Genomic DNA, 14,855 nt, shown 5'->3' with positions numbered 1-14,855 from the left:
CTGTCACCCTTGGCGCCGGGTCCTTTTTCCGCGCTTCGCGCGATGCTTTCCCACCCACCCACCCGTTGCTGTCACCCGTTGCTGTGACCTGTTGCTGTGGCCCGTTGCTGTGGCCCGTTGCTGTGAACCCGTTGCGCTGACCCGCCGCCGTGACCCGTAGCCGTGCCCCATCACCGCCCCCCTGCCGCCTCCCTGCCGTCCCCCAGGGGGTCTGTCCGCCCGCGGGTGCGGAGTGTTGGGTGGGCGGGTGGGAGGGATCCGCCGCGGAGCGGCGGGGTTGTTACGCCCCTGCGGGGGAGGGGTCAGGACCGTTACCCCGAGCCGGAGGCGCCGACGCGCGGGTGAGGCGGGCGCCCAGTTCCCGTACGCAGTCGACCAGCTCACGCGGCGCCGACACCGTGAAGTCGCAGTCGGCCACCGCGAGGCGGACGGCGAGCCATTCGATGGAGTCGGACACGGTCCCCCGCAGGCGGCAGTGGTTCGCGTCGAGGGGCTCCACCGTGCCGAGGGTCGACGGCAGTCGCGCCGTGACGAATTCGGCGGGGGCGGCGAAGGTCACGTCCAGGGCGTACGACTGGTGGCGGCCGCGCCGCATGGACTGCCGGATGTACTCCGCGGCGTCCCCCTGCGGCAGCTCGCGCGGTAGGAAGCGGGCGCCGGTCGCGAAGGGGTCGGAGACCCGGTCGACCCGGAAGGTCCGCCAGTCCTCGCGGTCGATGTCGAACGCGACGAGGTACCAGCGCCGCCCCGTGGAGACGAGGCGGTACGGCTCGGTGAGGCGGCGGGACTGGGTGCCGTCGCCCGCGCGGTAGGCGAAGCGGAGGCGTTCGTGCCCGGCCGCGGCCGACGCCATCACCGTGAGGGTCTCAGGCGCGATGCTGGCCCCGTCCCCGCTGGTCAGCGCGGTGGTGGCGATCTGGAGTGCGGAGACCCGGTGGCGCAGGCGGGCGGGCAGGACTTGTTCCAGTTTGGCGAGGGCCCGTACGGACGCCTCCTCCACGCCCTCCACGGCGTGCCCCGCGCCGGCCCGCAGGCCGACCGCGATCGCCACGGCCTCCTCGTCGTCGAGGACCAGCGGCGGCATCGCCTTGCCCGCGACGAGCCGGTAGCCGCCGAGCGCGCCCCGGCTGGCCCGCACGGGATAGCCGAGGTCCCGCAGCCGGTCGATGTCGCGCCGCACGGTGCGCCTGCTGACGCCGAGCCGTTCGGCGAGCTCGGCACCGGGCCACTCGCGGGGTGTCTGGAGGAGCGAGAGAAGCTGAAAGAGCCGCGCCGGCGTATCGGCACCCGCCACTCCCGCCACACGGTCCCCGCTCATGCCAGCCCCTCCGTGATCACACCGCACCGCCTGTCGAGCCGGTCGAGCCCGTCCTCATCGCCTCCGCCGTCATGCCGCACCCACCGCCTGTCGAGCCTGCCGGACCTGTCGAGCCTGCCGGACCTGTCGAACCCGTCCTCATCGCCTCCACCCTCACGCCGTCCAGCATGCCGGAGAACTAGGTCGTGAGCTGACCTATATGACCTCTAGCCTTGCGGACATGACTTCACCGAGCACCCTTTCCACCCCCGGGGAACCGGCGACCGCGTCCGCAGGCGCGGGCGCGGGCGACCGGCGACGATGGTTCGCCCTGGCCATCGTGATGACCGCGGCCTTCATGGACCTGGTCGACGTCACGATCGTGAACATCGCGATCCCGTCGATCCAGCGGGACGCGGGCGCCACGTTCGGCCAGATTCAGTGGATCACCGCGGGCTACACCCTGGCCTTCGCCGCCGGTCTCATCACGGGCGGGCGGCTCGGCGACATCCATGGCCGCAAGCGGCTGTTCCTGATAGGCATCACCGGCTTCACCGTGGCCTCCGCGCTCTGCGGTTTCGCGGCGAACCCGGAGATGCTGGTCGCCTCGCGCATTCTGCAGGGCGGCATGGCGGCGATGATGGTGCCGCAGGTGCTCTCGATCGTGCACGCGACGTTCCCCGCGCACGAGCGGGGCAAGGTCTTCGGTCTCTTCGGCATGGTCGTCGGCCTCGGCGCGGTCTCCGGACCGCTGCTCGGCGCGCTGCTGACCGAGTGGAACATCTTCGGCCTGGAGTGGCGGCCGATCTTCCTGATCAATCTGCCGGTCGGCATCGCGGGCATCATCCTCGGCCGCAGGTTCATCACGGAGTCGAAGGCGCCGAGGGCGCTCAAGCTGGATCTCGTCGGCGTCGTCCTGGTCACGCTGGGCCTGCTGATGATGCTGTACCCGCTCACCCGCGGCCGGGAGCTGGACTGGCCGGTCTGGGGTTACGTGATGATGGCGGGCTCGCTCGTCGTCTTCGGCGCCCTCATCGCGTACGAGAAGCGGAAGACCGCGAAGGACGGTTCGCCGCTCGTGGAGCTGTCGCTGTTCAAGGTGAAGAGCTTTGCCGCGGGCATCGCGGTGCAGACCGTGTTCGGCGTCGCGTTGGGCATCTTCTTCCTCGTCTGGACGCTGTACATGCAGGTCGGTCTCGGCTGGAGCGCGCTGCGTGCGGGCCTGACCGGTGTGCCGTTCTCGATCGCCGTCTCGGTGGCGGCGGGCCTGTCCGTGCAGAAGCTGGTGCCCCGTTTCGGGCGCAAGGTGCTGCAGGCGGGCGCCTTGACGATGGCGGTGGGTGTGCTGATCTACATCTGGGAGGCGGGCCGGTACGGCGCGGACATCGCGTCCTGGCAGATGGCGCTTCCGCTGACCGTGATGGGCCTCGGCATGGGCCTGATCGTGGCCCCGCTGACGGACGCGGTCCTCTCGAACGTGCCGAAGGAGCACGCGGGTTCGGCCTCCGGCCTCATCAACACGGTCCAGCAGATGGGCACCGCGCTCGGCCTCGGCCTGGTCTCGGTGGTGTTCTTCGGCGTGATCGACGACCACGTGGCACCGCAGCGTATGCCCATGGAGTTCATGGACGGCTTCCAGAACGCGCTGTGGTGGGTCACGGGCGTACTCGTGGTCATCTTCCTGCTGATCTTCGCCTTCCCCGCGAAGCCGCGGCAGCACGTGGAGGGCGGCGCGGGCGACGAGCCCGGGGCGACGGACGAACTCCGGGACCGCGAACCGGCGTTGACCTCCTGACCGCCGCGGCCGTACGACGTCTGGCCCGCGCCCTGCACGGGGTGCGGGCCAGACGTGCGTTCGGAGCCCTGCACGGGGTGCGGGCCAGACGTGCGTTCCGCGCCCTTCGGGCCGGACGTGCGTTCGCCCCGGCGGAGCGTCAGAGTTCGGCCTGCGCCGCTGCGGCGTCCAGGTCCTCAAGGACCGCCTTGGGGCTGCCGCCCACGGCCACCGCGGCGCCGATCCGCTTGCGGACGGCGCCCCGCACCTCGGGCCACGACCCGAGGTTCGTCGGCTGGAACTGGGCCAGCGGCATCTGGTCGATGAAGTCCCACATGGGCCGCTGCCGCCGGTCCTTGCGCAGTGCGTCGGACGCGGAACTGGTGACGGGCAGTGCCGACTGCCCGCCGCCGTACGCCATCGCGGTCTTGCGTCCGTACAGGAAGCTCAGGAACGTCCCGCACTGCTCGCGCCGCCCGCCCCGCTTGAACGCCATCAGCCAGTCGTTGAGCCCCACGGGGGGCGCGGCGCCGCCGAGCTTCTTGGGGAAGGGGGCGTGCGCGTAGGGGAACTTGGCCTTGTCGGCGGCGCCCATCAGGACCGGGTGCGCGATCATCATGCCGATCTTGCCGCGCAGGAACTGGGCGTACGCCTCGGTCCTCGTCAGCGTCGCCGGGTTCTTGCCCGCGAGGCCCTGCTTGACGAGGTTGTCGCGCAGCCAGGTGAGGGTCTGGATGTTGCTGGGGTTGGCGAAGTCGTAGCCGGTGAGGCCGGAGTAGCCGCCGCCGTCCGCGAGCAGCCAGGCGAGCGCCTCGTCCTCGGCGGCCTCGGGGCCGAGCTGGAGGCCGTAGGGGGTCTCCACGCCGATCGCCTTCAACGCCCGTGCGGCGTCGTGCAGTTCGGCCCAGGAGCGGGGCGCCTTGACGCGGGCCTGCTTGAAGAGGGCCTTGTTGTAGAAGAGCCGGGGCGTGCTGGCGAGGAACGGCATGCCGTACTGGACGCGGCTGACCATGCCCGCCTCCGCGTAGGAGCGGATGAAGTCGCCCTCGGTGCGTACGTCGAAGAGGTCGGACGCGCCGTAGAGCTTGCCGTCCTCGGCGTAGGGGGCGAAGAAGTTGGACTGGGCGATGTCGGGGGCGTCGCCGTCCTGCACGCGCCGGGCGAGGGTCTGGTCGAGCTTGGCGAACGGGATGCGTTCGAGGGCGATCTTGATGTCGGGGTGCGCCTTCTCGAAGGCGTCGATGACGCTGCCCCACTGGTCGCCGATCGAGGAGCCCACGCTCTCGTCGTAACTGGCGACGAGGAGTTTGAGGGGGGTGTCCGTCTCCGCGGAGCAGGCGCTGAGGCCGGCGGCGCCGAGTGCGGTGGCGCCGGTGAGACCGGCCGTGTGGAGAAGGAACTGCCGACGACGCACCGCTGTTTGCCACCTCTTGCTCGCACCGCGTGCGCGGGTGCGCGCTGCCCGCACCGCGCCTTACGGTGGCAGATTCTGCCACACAGGCAGTACGTGCCTTCGGGGCCCCGTGTCGGAGGCTGGCATAACCTGCCTCACATGGCTGCAAGTTCGCTGACGGAGCGACGCAAGAACGAGACCCGCCTGGACATCGCCCGCATCGCGGCGTCGCTCTTCGCCGCGGACGGACTGCGCGCCACCCGCGCCGAGGACATCGCCCGGGCCGCGGGCGTCGCGCCGCGCACCTTCTACCGCTACTTCGCGACCAAGGAGGAAGCGGTCGCGCCGCTCTTCGCCGCGGGCGCGCAGCAGTGGGCGGAGGCGGTGCGCCGGGCCCCCGCGGACCTTCCGGTCCCGGACGCGCTGCGGCACGCGGTGGCGGACGCGCTCGCCGCCGATGACGCGGCAGCCGTGGAGTCCCTGGACTGGGTGCGTTCGCTGCTGCGCATGGCGCAGGAGAGCCCGGCGCTGCGCGCGGTGTGGGCGGACGCGTGCCATGCCTCGGAGGAGACGCTGCTCGCGCTGCTCGTGGAGCGGGTGTCCGCCGCCGAGCCCTCGCCCGAGCTGCGCCTCGCGGCGGGCGTGGCCAGTGCCGCGGTGCGGGTGGCCGTCGAGTCCTGGGCGGCCGGGGACGCCCCGGCCGCGGGCGACGAAGGGCTTGCCGCGCTCGCCGCGCGCTGCCTCGGCGCGCTGGACGCCTTCCCCTGGCCGTAGGTCCTCGCGGCCCCGGGCCGAAGGGGTGCCTTCTCGGGCCTCCCCTCGGGCCTCCCCTCGGGCCTCCCCTCGGGACGTAAGTCCGTTTGTGTCTGCACGACACCCGAATCTGTTTACTTTCCGTGAATCCGGCCGTAGCCTCCGAGTGAAACCACACGTTCGGGCATACGGCGGAGGCAAACGGACATGTACGCACCGGAGCGGCAGCAGGAGATCCTGCGGCTCGCGCGCGACGGCGGACGGGTCGACGTCCTGTCGCTCGCCGAGACGTTCCAGGTCACCGCCGAGACCATCCGGCGTGACCTGAAGGCGCTCGACCGGGCCGGACTCGTGCGCCGCGTGCACGGCGGCGCCATACCGGCAGGGCGGCTCGACTTCGAGCCCGACCTCGCCGAGCGCGAGGGCACCGCCGCCGACGAGAAGGACCGCATCGCCCGCGCCGCCCTCGCCGAGCTGCCCACCGAGGGCAGCGTCATCCTCGACGCCGGATCGACCGTCGCACGGCTCGCGGCGGCGCTCCCGCTGGAGTCGACGCTCACCGTCGTCACGCACGGACTGCCCACCGCCGCCCGCCTCGCCGACCACCCCGGCATCCAGCTCCACCTCATCGGGGGCCGGGTCCGGCAGCGTACGCGCGCGGCCGTCGACGCCTGGGCCCTGCGTGCGTACGGCGAGATCCGCGCCGACGTCCTCTTCCTCGCCGCCAACGGCTTCTCCGCCGACGGCGGCCTCACCACCCCCGACCTCGCCGAGGCCGCGGTGAAGCGCGCGGCCGTCGCCGCCGCCCGCCGCGTCGTACTGCTCGCGGACTCCGCCAAGCACGGCCAGGAGCACTTCGCGTGCTTCGGCGACCTCGCGGACGTGGACCTGCTCATCACCGACACCGGCCTCGCCCCCGACGACGCCGCGGCCATCGAGGCCGCGGGCACGGAAGTAGTACGCGCATGATCCTCACCGTCACCCCGAACCCCTCCCTCGACCGCACCTACGAGGTCCCCTCGCTCGACCGCGGCGAGGTCGTCCGCGCCACCGGCGACCGCATGGACCCGGGCGGCAAGGGCGTGAACGTCTCACGGGCCGTGGCCGCGGCGGGAGTACGGACGGTCGCCGTACTGCCGTTGGGCGGTGCGCCCGGCGCGCTGGTCGCCCAGCTCCTGGACGAGCAGGGCATCGAGGCCGCCCCGGTGTCCGTGGCCGGGCAGACCCGTTCCAACATCGCGGTCGCGGAGCCGGACGGCACGCTCACAAAGATCAACGCCCCGGGTCCGGAACTGACGCAGGCGGAGCAGGAGTTGCTGCTCTCCACCGTCGGCGAGCGCTCCGCGGGCGCCGACTGGATCGCCTGCTGCGGCAGCCTCCCGCGGGGCCTGCGGCCCTCCTGGTACGCCGAGCTGGTGGCCCGCGCCCATGCCGCGGGCGCCCGGATCGCCCTCGACACCTCGGGCCCGGCGCTGCTCGCCGCCCTCGCCGAACGCCCCGACGTCGTCAAGCCGAACGCCGAGGAACTCGCCCAGGCCGTCGGCCGCCCGCTCGCCACGGTCGGCGACGCGGTCAAGGCGGCGGAGGAACTGCGTGAGCTGGGCGCCCGCGCCGTCCTCGCCAGCCTCGGCGCCGACGGCCAGCTCCTGGTCGACGCCTCGGGCGCGTACTTCGCGAGCGCCCCCGTCGACGCCGTGCGCAGCAACGTCGGCGCGGGCGACTCCTCGCTCGCCGGATTCCTGATCGCGGGCGGCACGGGCCCGGACGCCCTCGCCTCGGCCGTGGCGCACGGCGCGGCGGCCGTCCAGCTGCCGGGCAGCGTGATGCCGACCCCCGCCGACCTGGTGCCGGAAGCGGTCACGGTGACGGACGAGGTCCCGCTGAACCGCGTACTGAGTGAGCCCGCCGCATGATCCCGCCTGCCACTGCCGCTGCCGCTGCCACTGCCACCGTCCCCACCCCAGCCCCCGCCCGCCGGGCGATACGCGTGCGAAGGAGCCCGCGATGACCGACATGATCACCGCGGACCTGGTCGACCTCGAACTCGACCTGTCCGCAGAAACCAAGGAAGCCGCGGCCCGCTCCCTCGCCGAGCGCATGGTGGCCCTGGGCCGGGTGACCGACCTGGACGGGTTCCTCGCCGACGTGGCGGCCCGCGAGGCCCAGATGCCGACGGGCCTGGACGGCGGCATCGGCATCCCGCACTGCCGCAGCGCCCATGTCACCGAACCGACCCTGGCCTTCGGCCGCTCGGCGCGCGGCATCGACTTCGGGGCGCCGGACGGCCCCGCCGACCTGATCTTCCTGATCGCGGCCCCTGCGGGTGCGGACGACGCCCATCTGACGATTCTTTCGTCGCTGGCACGGCAGTTGATGGACGAGGAGTTCACGGGGGCGCTGCGGGGTGCCGCCGACGCGGCGTCGGCGGCGGCGCTGATCAGCGGTGAGGAGGTGCCGGGGGACTCCGGCGAGGAAGCGCCGTCGGACTCCGGCGAGGAGGCGCCGCGGGGCTCCGGTGAGGAACCCGGTCGGTCTTCGGACTCCGAAGGCAGGTTCAGGATCGTCGCGGTCACCTCCTGCCCCACGGGCATCGCCCACACCTACATGGCCGCCGAGTCCCTGGAGAACGCCGCCCGCGACGCGGACGTGGAACTGACGGTGGAGACACAGGGCTCCGCCGGATTCACCCGCCTCGACCCGGCGGTCGTCGCCGCCGCGGACGCGGTGATCTTCGCCCATGACGTCCCGGTACGGGACAAGGACCGCTTCGGCGGCAAGCCCACCGTCGACGTGGGAGTGAAGGCGGGCATCAACCGCCCGGCCGAACTCATCGCGGAGGCACGGGAGAAGGCCGCGCGAGGCGAGACGACCGCGCCATCGGGGCCGAGCCCCGTCGACAACGCGGGGGACAGCGGCGACGGCTACGGGACCAAGCTCCGCAAGTGGCTGATGTCCGGCGTCAGTTACATGGTCCCGTTCGTGGCCGCGGGCGGCCTCCTCATCGCCCTCGGCTTCGCCATCGGCGGCTGGAAGATCGACAAGGCCCCGTCCGTCGCCGAGCACTTCATCTGGACGGACCACACCAGCTGGGCCGCGCTCCTCTTCCAGATCGGCGGGCTCGCCTTCGCCTTCCTCGTCCCGGTCCTCGCGGGCTACATCGCGTACGGAATGGCCGACCGGCCAGGACTGGTCCCCGGCTTCGTCGGCGGCTCGGTGGCGGTCACCATCAACGCGGGCTTCCTCGGCGGCCTCGCCGCGGGCCTGATCGCGGGCGCCGTGGTGATGGGCATCCAGCGGGTGCGGATCCCGGCCGTGCTGCGCGGCATCATGCCGGTCGTGGTGATCCCGCTGATCTCTTCGGCGGTCGTCGGCTTCCTGATGTTCCTCGTGATCGGCAAGCCGATCGCGTCCCTGCAGAGCGCGCTGACGGACTGGCTGGAGGGCCTCTCCGGCGCCAACGCGATCATCCTCGGCGTCATCCTCGGCCTGATGATGTGCTTCGACCTCGGCGGTCCGCTGAACAAGGTCGCCTACGCCTTCGCGGTCGGCGGCCTCGCCCACCCGACCGACGGCAGCCTCAAGGTGATGGCCGCGGTGATGGCCGCGGGCATGGTCCCGCCGCTGGCCATGGCGCTCGCCACGACCGTCCGGGGCCGTCTGTTCACCAAGACCGAGCGGGAGAACGGCAAGGCGGCCTGGTTCCTCGGCGCCTCCTTCATCACGGAGGGCGCGATCCCGTTCGCCGCGGCCGACCCGCTGCGGGTGATCCCCGCTTCGATGGCGGGCGGCGCGGTCACCGGCGCCCTGTCGATGGCCTTCGGCTGCACGCTGCGGGCCCCGCACGGCGGTGTCTTCGTGGTCCCGCTGATCGGCCAGCCGCTGCTCTACCTGGTCGCGATCGCCGCCGGTGTCTGTGTCTCGACGGTCGTGGTCGTGCTGCTCAAGGGGGCGCGGAAGCAGGCGCCTTCGGGCCTTGAGGGCGCCGAGACGGCGTCGGCGGAGGGGGAGCGGGTCCCGGCGGCCGCCTGAGGCGCTCCTGGGCGCTCCTGCCACGGGGTTCCTGCCATGGAGCTCCTGGCGGGGGGCTCTTGTCAAGAGGTGTGCGACTTGCGTCACTTCGGGACCTAAGTCCCATAACCCCCCTGTCGTAAGTCCTGCCCCTTGTTGTCTACTGGGCCGCATGTTCCAGGATGTCTCGATCGTTCAGCAGATAGGCGTGGCCGTGCTCGCCGTGGCGACCGTCGTCTGGGCCGTCGGCCTGGTGCGGGTGCTGCGCAGGGACCGGTTCGACGTGGACGCGTGGCGGCAGGCGCAGGCGCCGCGCGGTCTGCCTGCCCAGCCGGGCCCGCCGCGCGCGGAGACGGTGGAGCTCACGGCGGACGAGCGGGCCGCCTTCGCCGGTCTGGTACGGCAGTTCGGGGACAGGGCCTAGGGGGCCCAGGGGTCCTGGGGGCCTGGAGGCCGGGGCCCCAGGGGCTTCGGTCTAAGGCCTGTCCTGCGGCACCCCGTCGCGCGCCCTGCGCTCCATCGCGGCGCGGGCCTCCTCCTCCGTGACGTACACCTCGCACCGGTGCCGTCCGTCGGGCGTGAGGGTGTGCTCGACCTCCCACAGGCTGACCTCGCCGCCGTCGAAGAGCAGGAACGCGTGCTCGTAGAGGGCGAAGCAGAGGCGGGCCTCGCCCGCCAGGCAGGGGCGACCGAAGGCCTGGGTGATCTGGTGCGCGAACGCCGAGCGCAGCAGATGCGCGACGTCCTCGCCGGGGCGGTCGCCGGTGTTCTCCGCGCGGCGCAGGAGGCGGCGCGCGTGGTCCGCGGAGTCGTCGGGGACGTACGCATGACGGGGCTCGGAGTCGGCCGGGAGCTGGAGCACGACGGGCCTGCCGCAGGCGGGCGAGTCGGGCGGCAGCGGCAGGCGAGAGGTGGCGACGCCCGCCTCTTCCTCGTCGGTGTAGATCTCGTGCTGCGGGGCACTGCCCGGCGCGGTGTTGTGGACGAGCTCCCAGAGCGTGAGCACCGTCGCGTCGGCGAGCAGCCAGGTGTGTCTGTACGTCTCGCGGTGCAGGCCCGCGCTGTGGTGCGCGGAGTGCAGGGAGCTGTTGTGGGCGAGCGCGGAGTCGAGGCGGCGCAGGACCTCGTCCGGCAGGTCGAAAGAGTTGAGGGCACGGCCGAGGAGTCGCTCGAGATGCTCCTCCGGAGAGTGTGGCTCGGGCGACTCGGGTGGCTCGTACGCCGTTTCGTACGGAACGCTCAAGGCTTCTCCCGGCGTTGCTGCATGTCACCTGGTGAGTGCATACCGTAGCCCCTGGGTCGGACATCATGCCCGGGAACGGGAAAACGTGCGAGCCACGTGGGAAGTTCCCACGTGGCTCGCTCAGTTGGGGCTGCCGGTCGGCCCGGTGAGGGGGCGCGTCGACCAGGTGAGGGGGCGCGTCAGCTCGCGCTGCCCGCCGTCCACTCGCTCCAGGACATGTTCCAGCCGTTGAGGCCGTTGTCCGGGGCGATGGTCTTGTCGGGGGAGCCCTTGACCGTCACGATGTCGCCGATCAGGGAGTTGTTGAAGAACCACGCGCCCGGAGTGTTCGGGTCGCCCGCGCCCTGCGCGTCCTGCAGGCCGACGCAGCCGTGGCTGGTGTTGCCGCTGCCGAACGGCGCGCCCCAGTAGTTGCCGTGGATGAACGTGCCGGAGGTCGACAGACGCATCGCGTGCGGCACGTCCTTGATGTCGTATTCGCCGCCGAAGCCGACCGTCGAGCCGTTCATACGCGTCTGCGTGAACTTCTCGGAGATCACCATCTTGCCGTTGTACGTCGGGTTCGACGGGCTGCCCGCCGAGATCGGGATGGTCTTGATGACCTTGCCGTCGCGCTCGACCGTCATCTGGTGCGTCTTGGCGTCGACGGTGGAGACCTGCGCGCGGCCGACGGTGAAGGTGACCGTCTTGTTCTGCACGCCGGTGGCGCCGTTCGCGCCCTTCACGCCGTCCAGGGCGATCTTCATGGTGACCTTGGAGCCGGCCTTCCAGTACTCCTCGGGCCGGAAGTCCAGGCGCTGGTTGCCGAACCAGTGGCCGACGACCTTCTGGCCGCTGTCGGACGTCACCGTGATGTGCGACTGGACGTCCTTCTTCTCCGTGATCGCCTTGTCGAAGGTGAAGGAGACCGGCATGCCGACGCCGACCTTGGCGCCGTTGTCGGGCGTGTAGGTGCCGATGAAGCTGTTGGCCGAGGAGACCGTGGTGAACGTCGCGTTCTCGGTCGCCGCGTTGCCCTCGCCGTCCTTGGCGTTGGCGGTCACCTTGTACTTGGTGCCGCGCTCCAGCTGGGACTTGGGCTTCCAGGTGGCGCCGTCGCCGGAGATGGTGCCCTCGACCGCGGCACCGGACGTCACCGACGTCATCTTCACGCTGGTCAGCTTGCCGCCCTTGACCTTGACGCCGGTGGCGTTGATCGAGGCGTCGGTGGCGCCGTCCTTGGAGGAGATGGTGATGTCGGCGCCCTTGGTTGCCGAGCTGCCGCCCTTCTTGTCGTCCTTGGCGTCGGCGTCCCCGCCGCAGGCCGAGAGGGTCAGCGCACCCACGGCGGCGAGCGCGGTGGCGGCCAGCAGGGCACGGCGCCGGGGGTTGACTATGACCGACCTTGTCACGGGCTGCTCCAAGTACGTGTTCTGATCCAGTACGGGTAAAGAGCGGCCTGTGGGGCGGAGAGGTTCCCTCCATATGGTGTGAGCGCGGGCACATTATGGAGGCGCGCGGGCACTCAACGCGTCGGGCGCGGAAGGCATTTGCCCGTTTTGTTGCCGTTTACGCGACGCTACTTCGCGTAGAGGTCTTCAGAGGTCTTCAGAGGTCTTCTGAGGTCTTCTCGTAGAGGTCGCGATACGAGGGGAACGTGCCGCCCGGCGTCGCCACGGATTCCGCGGCGAGCAGCGCCCGCACGATCGCACGCGTCACCAGGTCCGCGCCCGCGGCGAGGATCTCGTTCAGGGCGAGCGGGTTGTCGGCGGCGAGTGTCCGCCCGCCGGTCGCGAGGGCGAAGACGGTGTCACCGTCGTTGAGGAGATGGACGGGCCGCACGGCGCGCGCCATGCCGTCGTGCGAGGTGCCCGCGAGCTTCTGCGCCTGCGCCTTGGTGAGTTCGGCGTCGGTGGCGACGACGGCGAGCGTGGTGTTCAGCGGCGGCGGCCCGTTCTTGGCGGCGGCCTCCGCGAGGCGGCGCTGCGCCTCCTCGTGCACCTCGGGCGCGGGGTGATCCACCCGCCGCTCCCCGAAGTACTGCCCGTACAACACCCCCGTCGCGGGATCGAGCCCCGAGCCCGACGCGTTCGCCACGACCAGCGCGGCCACCGTGATGCCCGAGTCGAGGCGGACGCTCGCACTGCCGACGCCGCCCTTGATCCTGCCGACCACGGCGCCGGTGCCCGCGCCGATGTTGCCCTCCTCGACCGGCGTGCCCGGCGCGGTGGCCGCGGCGGCCTCCACCGCGGCCCGGCCGGTCGCCGCATCGGGGCGGGCCGTGAACTCGCCGCCCCGGCCCAGGTCGAAGACGCAGGCGGCCGGGACGACGGGCACGACGTGCGAGGGATCGAGGCCGACCCGCACCCCGCGCCCCTGCTCCTCCAGCCACGCCACCACCCCGGACGCGGAGTCCAGGCCGTACGCACTGCCCCCGGTGAGGACGACCGCCTCGACGCGCTGCACCAGATTCCGCGGGTCGAGCGCGTCCGTCTCCCGGGTGCCGGGACCGCCGCCGCGCACGTCCACGGCGGCGACCGCCCCGCCCTCGGGCGCCAGCACGACGGTGGTTCCTGTCAGTTGTCCTGCGCCGGTCCGGGTGGCGTGTCCGACACGCAGACCGGCGACATCGGTCAGGGAGTCAGTAGTCATACGTCGATGCGTATCACGCACGACGGAGGCGGGGGGCCGGGTCAGGCGCGGCGGTTCATCCGGGTGGTGAGCGTCACCCCCGTCGCGACCGTCGCCGCGGTCACGAGACCCGCGACGAACACCGCCCAACGCCCCGCGAACGTACTCGCGAGCACCGCCAACGCGCTGACCGGCAGCACCAGTTGCTGCGCGAGACCCACCTTGTAGTAACGGGAGTGCAGCGCCCACACGGTGATCAGATAGAGCGCCGTCGGCACGGTCACCGCGGCGGACGCCGCCGCCGTCGAGATGTGCGCCTTGCCCACGGCCTGCTCGATCGCCACCTCGATCCCGGCGCCGATCGCCGCGGCCGAGCCGAGGATCACATAGTGGCCGTAACCCCACAGGAACGCCTGCCGGTTGCTGCTCAGCCGTCCGTGGATGGGCACCACGAAGTAGATCCACCACGCGGCGAACACGATGAGGAGACCGCCCGCGGCGATGGGCAGCAGCTCGTCGAGCGCGTCGTGCTCCTCGATGCCCGACTTCACGGCCACGGTCGCCGCGGCGATCGTCTCGCCGAGCACGATGATGGTGAACAGGCCGTACCGCTCGGAGATGTGATGCGGGTGCCAGGCCGTCGTGAACACCCGCTCGGCGAAGACCGGCACGCTCATCTCGGCGATCGCCATCCCCAGGAACAGCCACGGCCGCGCGCCCTCGGGCAGGAACAGCAGCCCCGTCCAGCCGATCTGACAGGCAAGCACCCCGAACGCGTACCGCAGCGCCGTCGTGCGCTCGGCCCCGCTTGCCGCCTTCGCCACACGCAGCCACTGCGAGGAGAGCGCGATGCGCATGATCAGGTAGCCGAGCCAGATGAGGAGGAAGTCGTGCTCCTCGAAGGCCCGGGAGACCCCGGCGGCGAACACGAGCACACCCGCGATCTGCACGAGCGTGACCACGCGGTACAGCACGTCGTCGTTGTCGTACGCCGAGGAGAACCACGAGAAGTTGACCCAGGCCCAGAACAGCGCGAAGAAGAGCATCGCGTAGTTGAGGATGCCCTCGCCCGTGTGCCCCTCGGCGACGGCGTGCACGAGCTCGGCACCGGCCTGCGCGACCGCCACGACGAAACAGAGATCGAAGAACAGTTCAAGCGGCGTCGCCGCGCGGTGCTCCTCATCACGGCCACGGGCCAGCAGCGGCCGGAACGGCTTGGGGAACGCGGGCGGCCCGGCATGCGGCGCCGAGGGGTCGGAACGGTGCGGGGAGGGGCCGGCAGGGTCGGATGCGGCAGCAGCGTCGGAGGACGTCATGCCCCCAGAACAGCAGAACCCACCCCCCGTTTCAGGCTGCGGCACCCACCGACGCGACCCGTCCACCCGGGCGAAGCAAGCGGGGCTCGCGCGGCGGGGCTGGCTTGTGGAGTGGGGTGGGGTTGTGGGGTGGGGTGGCCTTGCGCGGTGGGGCTGGCTCGTCGAGCGGGGTGGGGTCGTGGCGTGGGGTGGGCTCGCGTGGCGGGGCTGGGTCGTGGAGCGGGGTGGGCTCGCGTGGCGGGGCTGGGTCGTGGAGCGGGGTGCCCACGCGCGGCGGGGCTGGGTCGAGGAGCGGTGCTGGCTCGTGCGGCGGGGCTGGCTCGTGGAGCGGGGTGCCCACGCGCGGCGGGGCTGGCTTGTGGAGCGGGGCTGGCTCGTGCGGCGGGGCTGGCTCGTGGAGCGGAGTGCCCACGCGCGGCGGGGCTGGCTCGTGCAGCGGTGCTGGGTCGTGCGGCGGGGGT

General features: G+C 71.9%; 13 protein-coding genes. 7 read left to right on the top strand and 6 right to left on the bottom strand.

From position 1 onward, the window contains the following. Window positions 1–280: 280 nt before the first annotated feature. The gene (locus ACFWZ2_RS15765; RefSeq protein ID WP_384545852.1) at window positions 281–1,318 is read right to left on the bottom strand and encodes a helix-turn-helix transcriptional regulator; all 1,038 of its coding nucleotides are present in this window, start codon (window positions 1,316–1,318) and stop codon (window positions 281–283) included. Between the two features lie 220 nt (window positions 1,319–1,538). On the opposite strand from ACFWZ2_RS15765, the gene ACFWZ2_RS15760 reads away from it, so the two are divergent. Further along, window positions 1,539–3,092: an MFS transporter gene (locus ACFWZ2_RS15760; protein WP_384545851.1), complete on the top strand. Its 1,554-nt coding sequence runs from the start codon at window positions 1,539–1,541 to the stop codon at window positions 3,090–3,092. Window positions 3,093–3,231: 139 nt separating this feature from the next. On the opposite strand, the gene ACFWZ2_RS15755 is transcribed toward ACFWZ2_RS15760, so the two are convergent. Then, on the bottom strand, window positions 3,232–4,485 hold the full coding sequence (locus ACFWZ2_RS15755; RefSeq protein ID WP_384545849.1) for an ABC transporter substrate-binding protein: 1,254 nt from the start codon (window positions 4,483–4,485) through the stop codon (window positions 3,232–3,234). Window positions 4,486–4,623: 138 nt separating this feature from the next. Here ACFWZ2_RS15755 and ACFWZ2_RS15750 point away from each other — a divergent pair, with 138 nt between their 5' ends. The 5 genes from ACFWZ2_RS15750 to ACFWZ2_RS15730 all read left to right on the top strand — a co-directional run bounded on the left by ACFWZ2_RS15750 (window position 4,624) and on the right by ACFWZ2_RS15730 (window position 9,649). Beyond that, a complete protein-coding gene (locus ACFWZ2_RS15750) occupies window positions 4,624–5,238 on the top strand; it encodes a TetR family transcriptional regulator (RefSeq protein WP_384545847.1) in 615 nt (204 codons plus the stop codon). 186 nt (window positions 5,239–5,424) lie between these two features. Beyond that, entirely contained in the window at window positions 5,425–6,186 is a 762-nt protein-coding gene (locus tag ACFWZ2_RS15745; RefSeq protein WP_384545845.1) for a DeoR/GlpR family DNA-binding transcription regulator, read from the top strand. Next, window positions 6,183–7,130, top strand: a complete 948-nt coding sequence (pfkB, locus tag ACFWZ2_RS15740) for a 1-phosphofructokinase (RefSeq protein WP_384545844.1) — start codon at window positions 6,183–6,185, stop codon at window positions 7,128–7,130. Before ACFWZ2_RS15745 ends, pfkB begins: the two co-directional genes overlap by 4 nt. A 91-nt stretch (window positions 7,131–7,221) precedes the next feature. Beyond that, window positions 7,222–9,246: a fructose-specific PTS transporter subunit EIIC gene (locus tag ACFWZ2_RS15735; protein WP_384545842.1), complete on the top strand. Its 2,025-nt coding sequence runs from the start codon at window positions 7,222–7,224 to the stop codon at window positions 9,244–9,246. Window positions 9,247–9,397: 151 nt separating this feature from the next. Then, window positions 9,398–9,649, top strand: coding sequence for a hypothetical protein (locus ACFWZ2_RS15730; protein WP_384545840.1), 252 nt, complete (start codon window positions 9,398–9,400; stop codon window positions 9,647–9,649). A 51-nt stretch (window positions 9,650–9,700) separates the two neighbouring features. Here the strand turns inward: ACFWZ2_RS15730 and ACFWZ2_RS15725 are convergent, their stop codons facing one another. The 4 genes from ACFWZ2_RS15725 to ACFWZ2_RS15710 all read right to left on the bottom strand — a co-directional run bounded on the left by ACFWZ2_RS15725 (window position 9,701) and on the right by ACFWZ2_RS15710 (window position 14,394). Further along, on the bottom strand, window positions 9,701–10,468 hold the full coding sequence (locus ACFWZ2_RS15725; RefSeq protein WP_384545838.1) for a DUF6227 family protein: 768 nt from the start codon (window positions 10,466–10,468) through the stop codon (window positions 9,701–9,703). 179 nt (window positions 10,469–10,647) lie between these two features. After that, complete coding sequence (locus tag ACFWZ2_RS15720; protein WP_384545983.1) at window positions 10,648–11,844, bottom strand: Ig-like domain-containing protein; 1,197 nt, start codon at window positions 11,842–11,844, stop codon at window positions 10,648–10,650. A gap of 211 nt (window positions 11,845–12,055) precedes the next feature. Beyond that, window positions 12,056–13,099, bottom strand: coding sequence for a P1 family peptidase (locus tag ACFWZ2_RS15715; RefSeq protein ID WP_384545836.1), 1,044 nt, complete (start codon window positions 13,097–13,099; stop codon window positions 12,056–12,058). Between the two features lie 41 nt (window positions 13,100–13,140). Further along, entirely contained in the window at window positions 13,141–14,394 is a 1,254-nt protein-coding gene (locus ACFWZ2_RS15710) for a low temperature requirement protein A (protein WP_384545834.1), read from the bottom strand. 178 nt (window positions 14,395–14,572) lie between these two features. On the opposite strand from ACFWZ2_RS15710, the gene ACFWZ2_RS15705 reads away from it, so the two are divergent. Next, the coding region (locus tag ACFWZ2_RS15705) for a hypothetical protein (protein ID WP_384545832.1) at window positions 14,573–14,855 on the top strand (283 nt) is incomplete at its 3' end.

Origin of the sequence: Streptomyces sp. NPDC059002, from assembly GCF_042740435.1 — a bacterium.
Lineage (GTDB): Bacteria > Actinomycetota > Actinomycetes > Streptomycetales > Streptomycetaceae > Streptomyces.
Note: the sequence above shows the minus strand (reverse complement) of the source record. Positions and strands in the feature narration are given on the sequence as shown.

Coding starts and splice junctions, on each gene's coding strand:
- ACFWZ2_RS15765 (WP_384545852.1), bottom strand. CDS start 1,318: ATGAGCGGGGACCGTGTGGCGGGAGTGGCGGGTGCCGATACGCCGGCG.
- ACFWZ2_RS15760 (WP_384545851.1), top strand. CDS start 1,539: ATGACTTCACCGAGCACCCTTTCCACCCCCGGGGAACCGGCGACCGCG.
- ACFWZ2_RS15750 (WP_384545847.1), top strand. CDS start 4,624: ATGGCTGCAAGTTCGCTGACGGAGCGACGCAAGAACGAGACCCGCCTG.
- ACFWZ2_RS15745 (WP_384545845.1), top strand. CDS start 5,425: ATGTACGCACCGGAGCGGCAGCAGGAGATCCTGCGGCTCGCGCGCGAC.
- pfkB (WP_384545844.1), top strand. CDS start 6,183: ATGATCCTCACCGTCACCCCGAACCCCTCCCTCGACCGCACCTACGAG.
- ACFWZ2_RS15735 (WP_384545842.1), top strand. CDS start 7,222: ATGACCGACATGATCACCGCGGACCTGGTCGACCTCGAACTCGACCTG.
- ACFWZ2_RS15730 (WP_384545840.1), top strand. CDS start 9,398: ATGTTCCAGGATGTCTCGATCGTTCAGCAGATAGGCGTGGCCGTGCTC.
- ACFWZ2_RS15715 (WP_384545836.1), bottom strand. CDS start 13,099: ATGACTACTGACTCCCTGACCGATGTCGCCGGTCTGCGTGTCGGACAC.
- ACFWZ2_RS15710 (WP_384545834.1), bottom strand. CDS start 14,394: ATGACGTCCTCCGACGCTGCTGCCGCATCCGACCCTGCCGGCCCCTCC.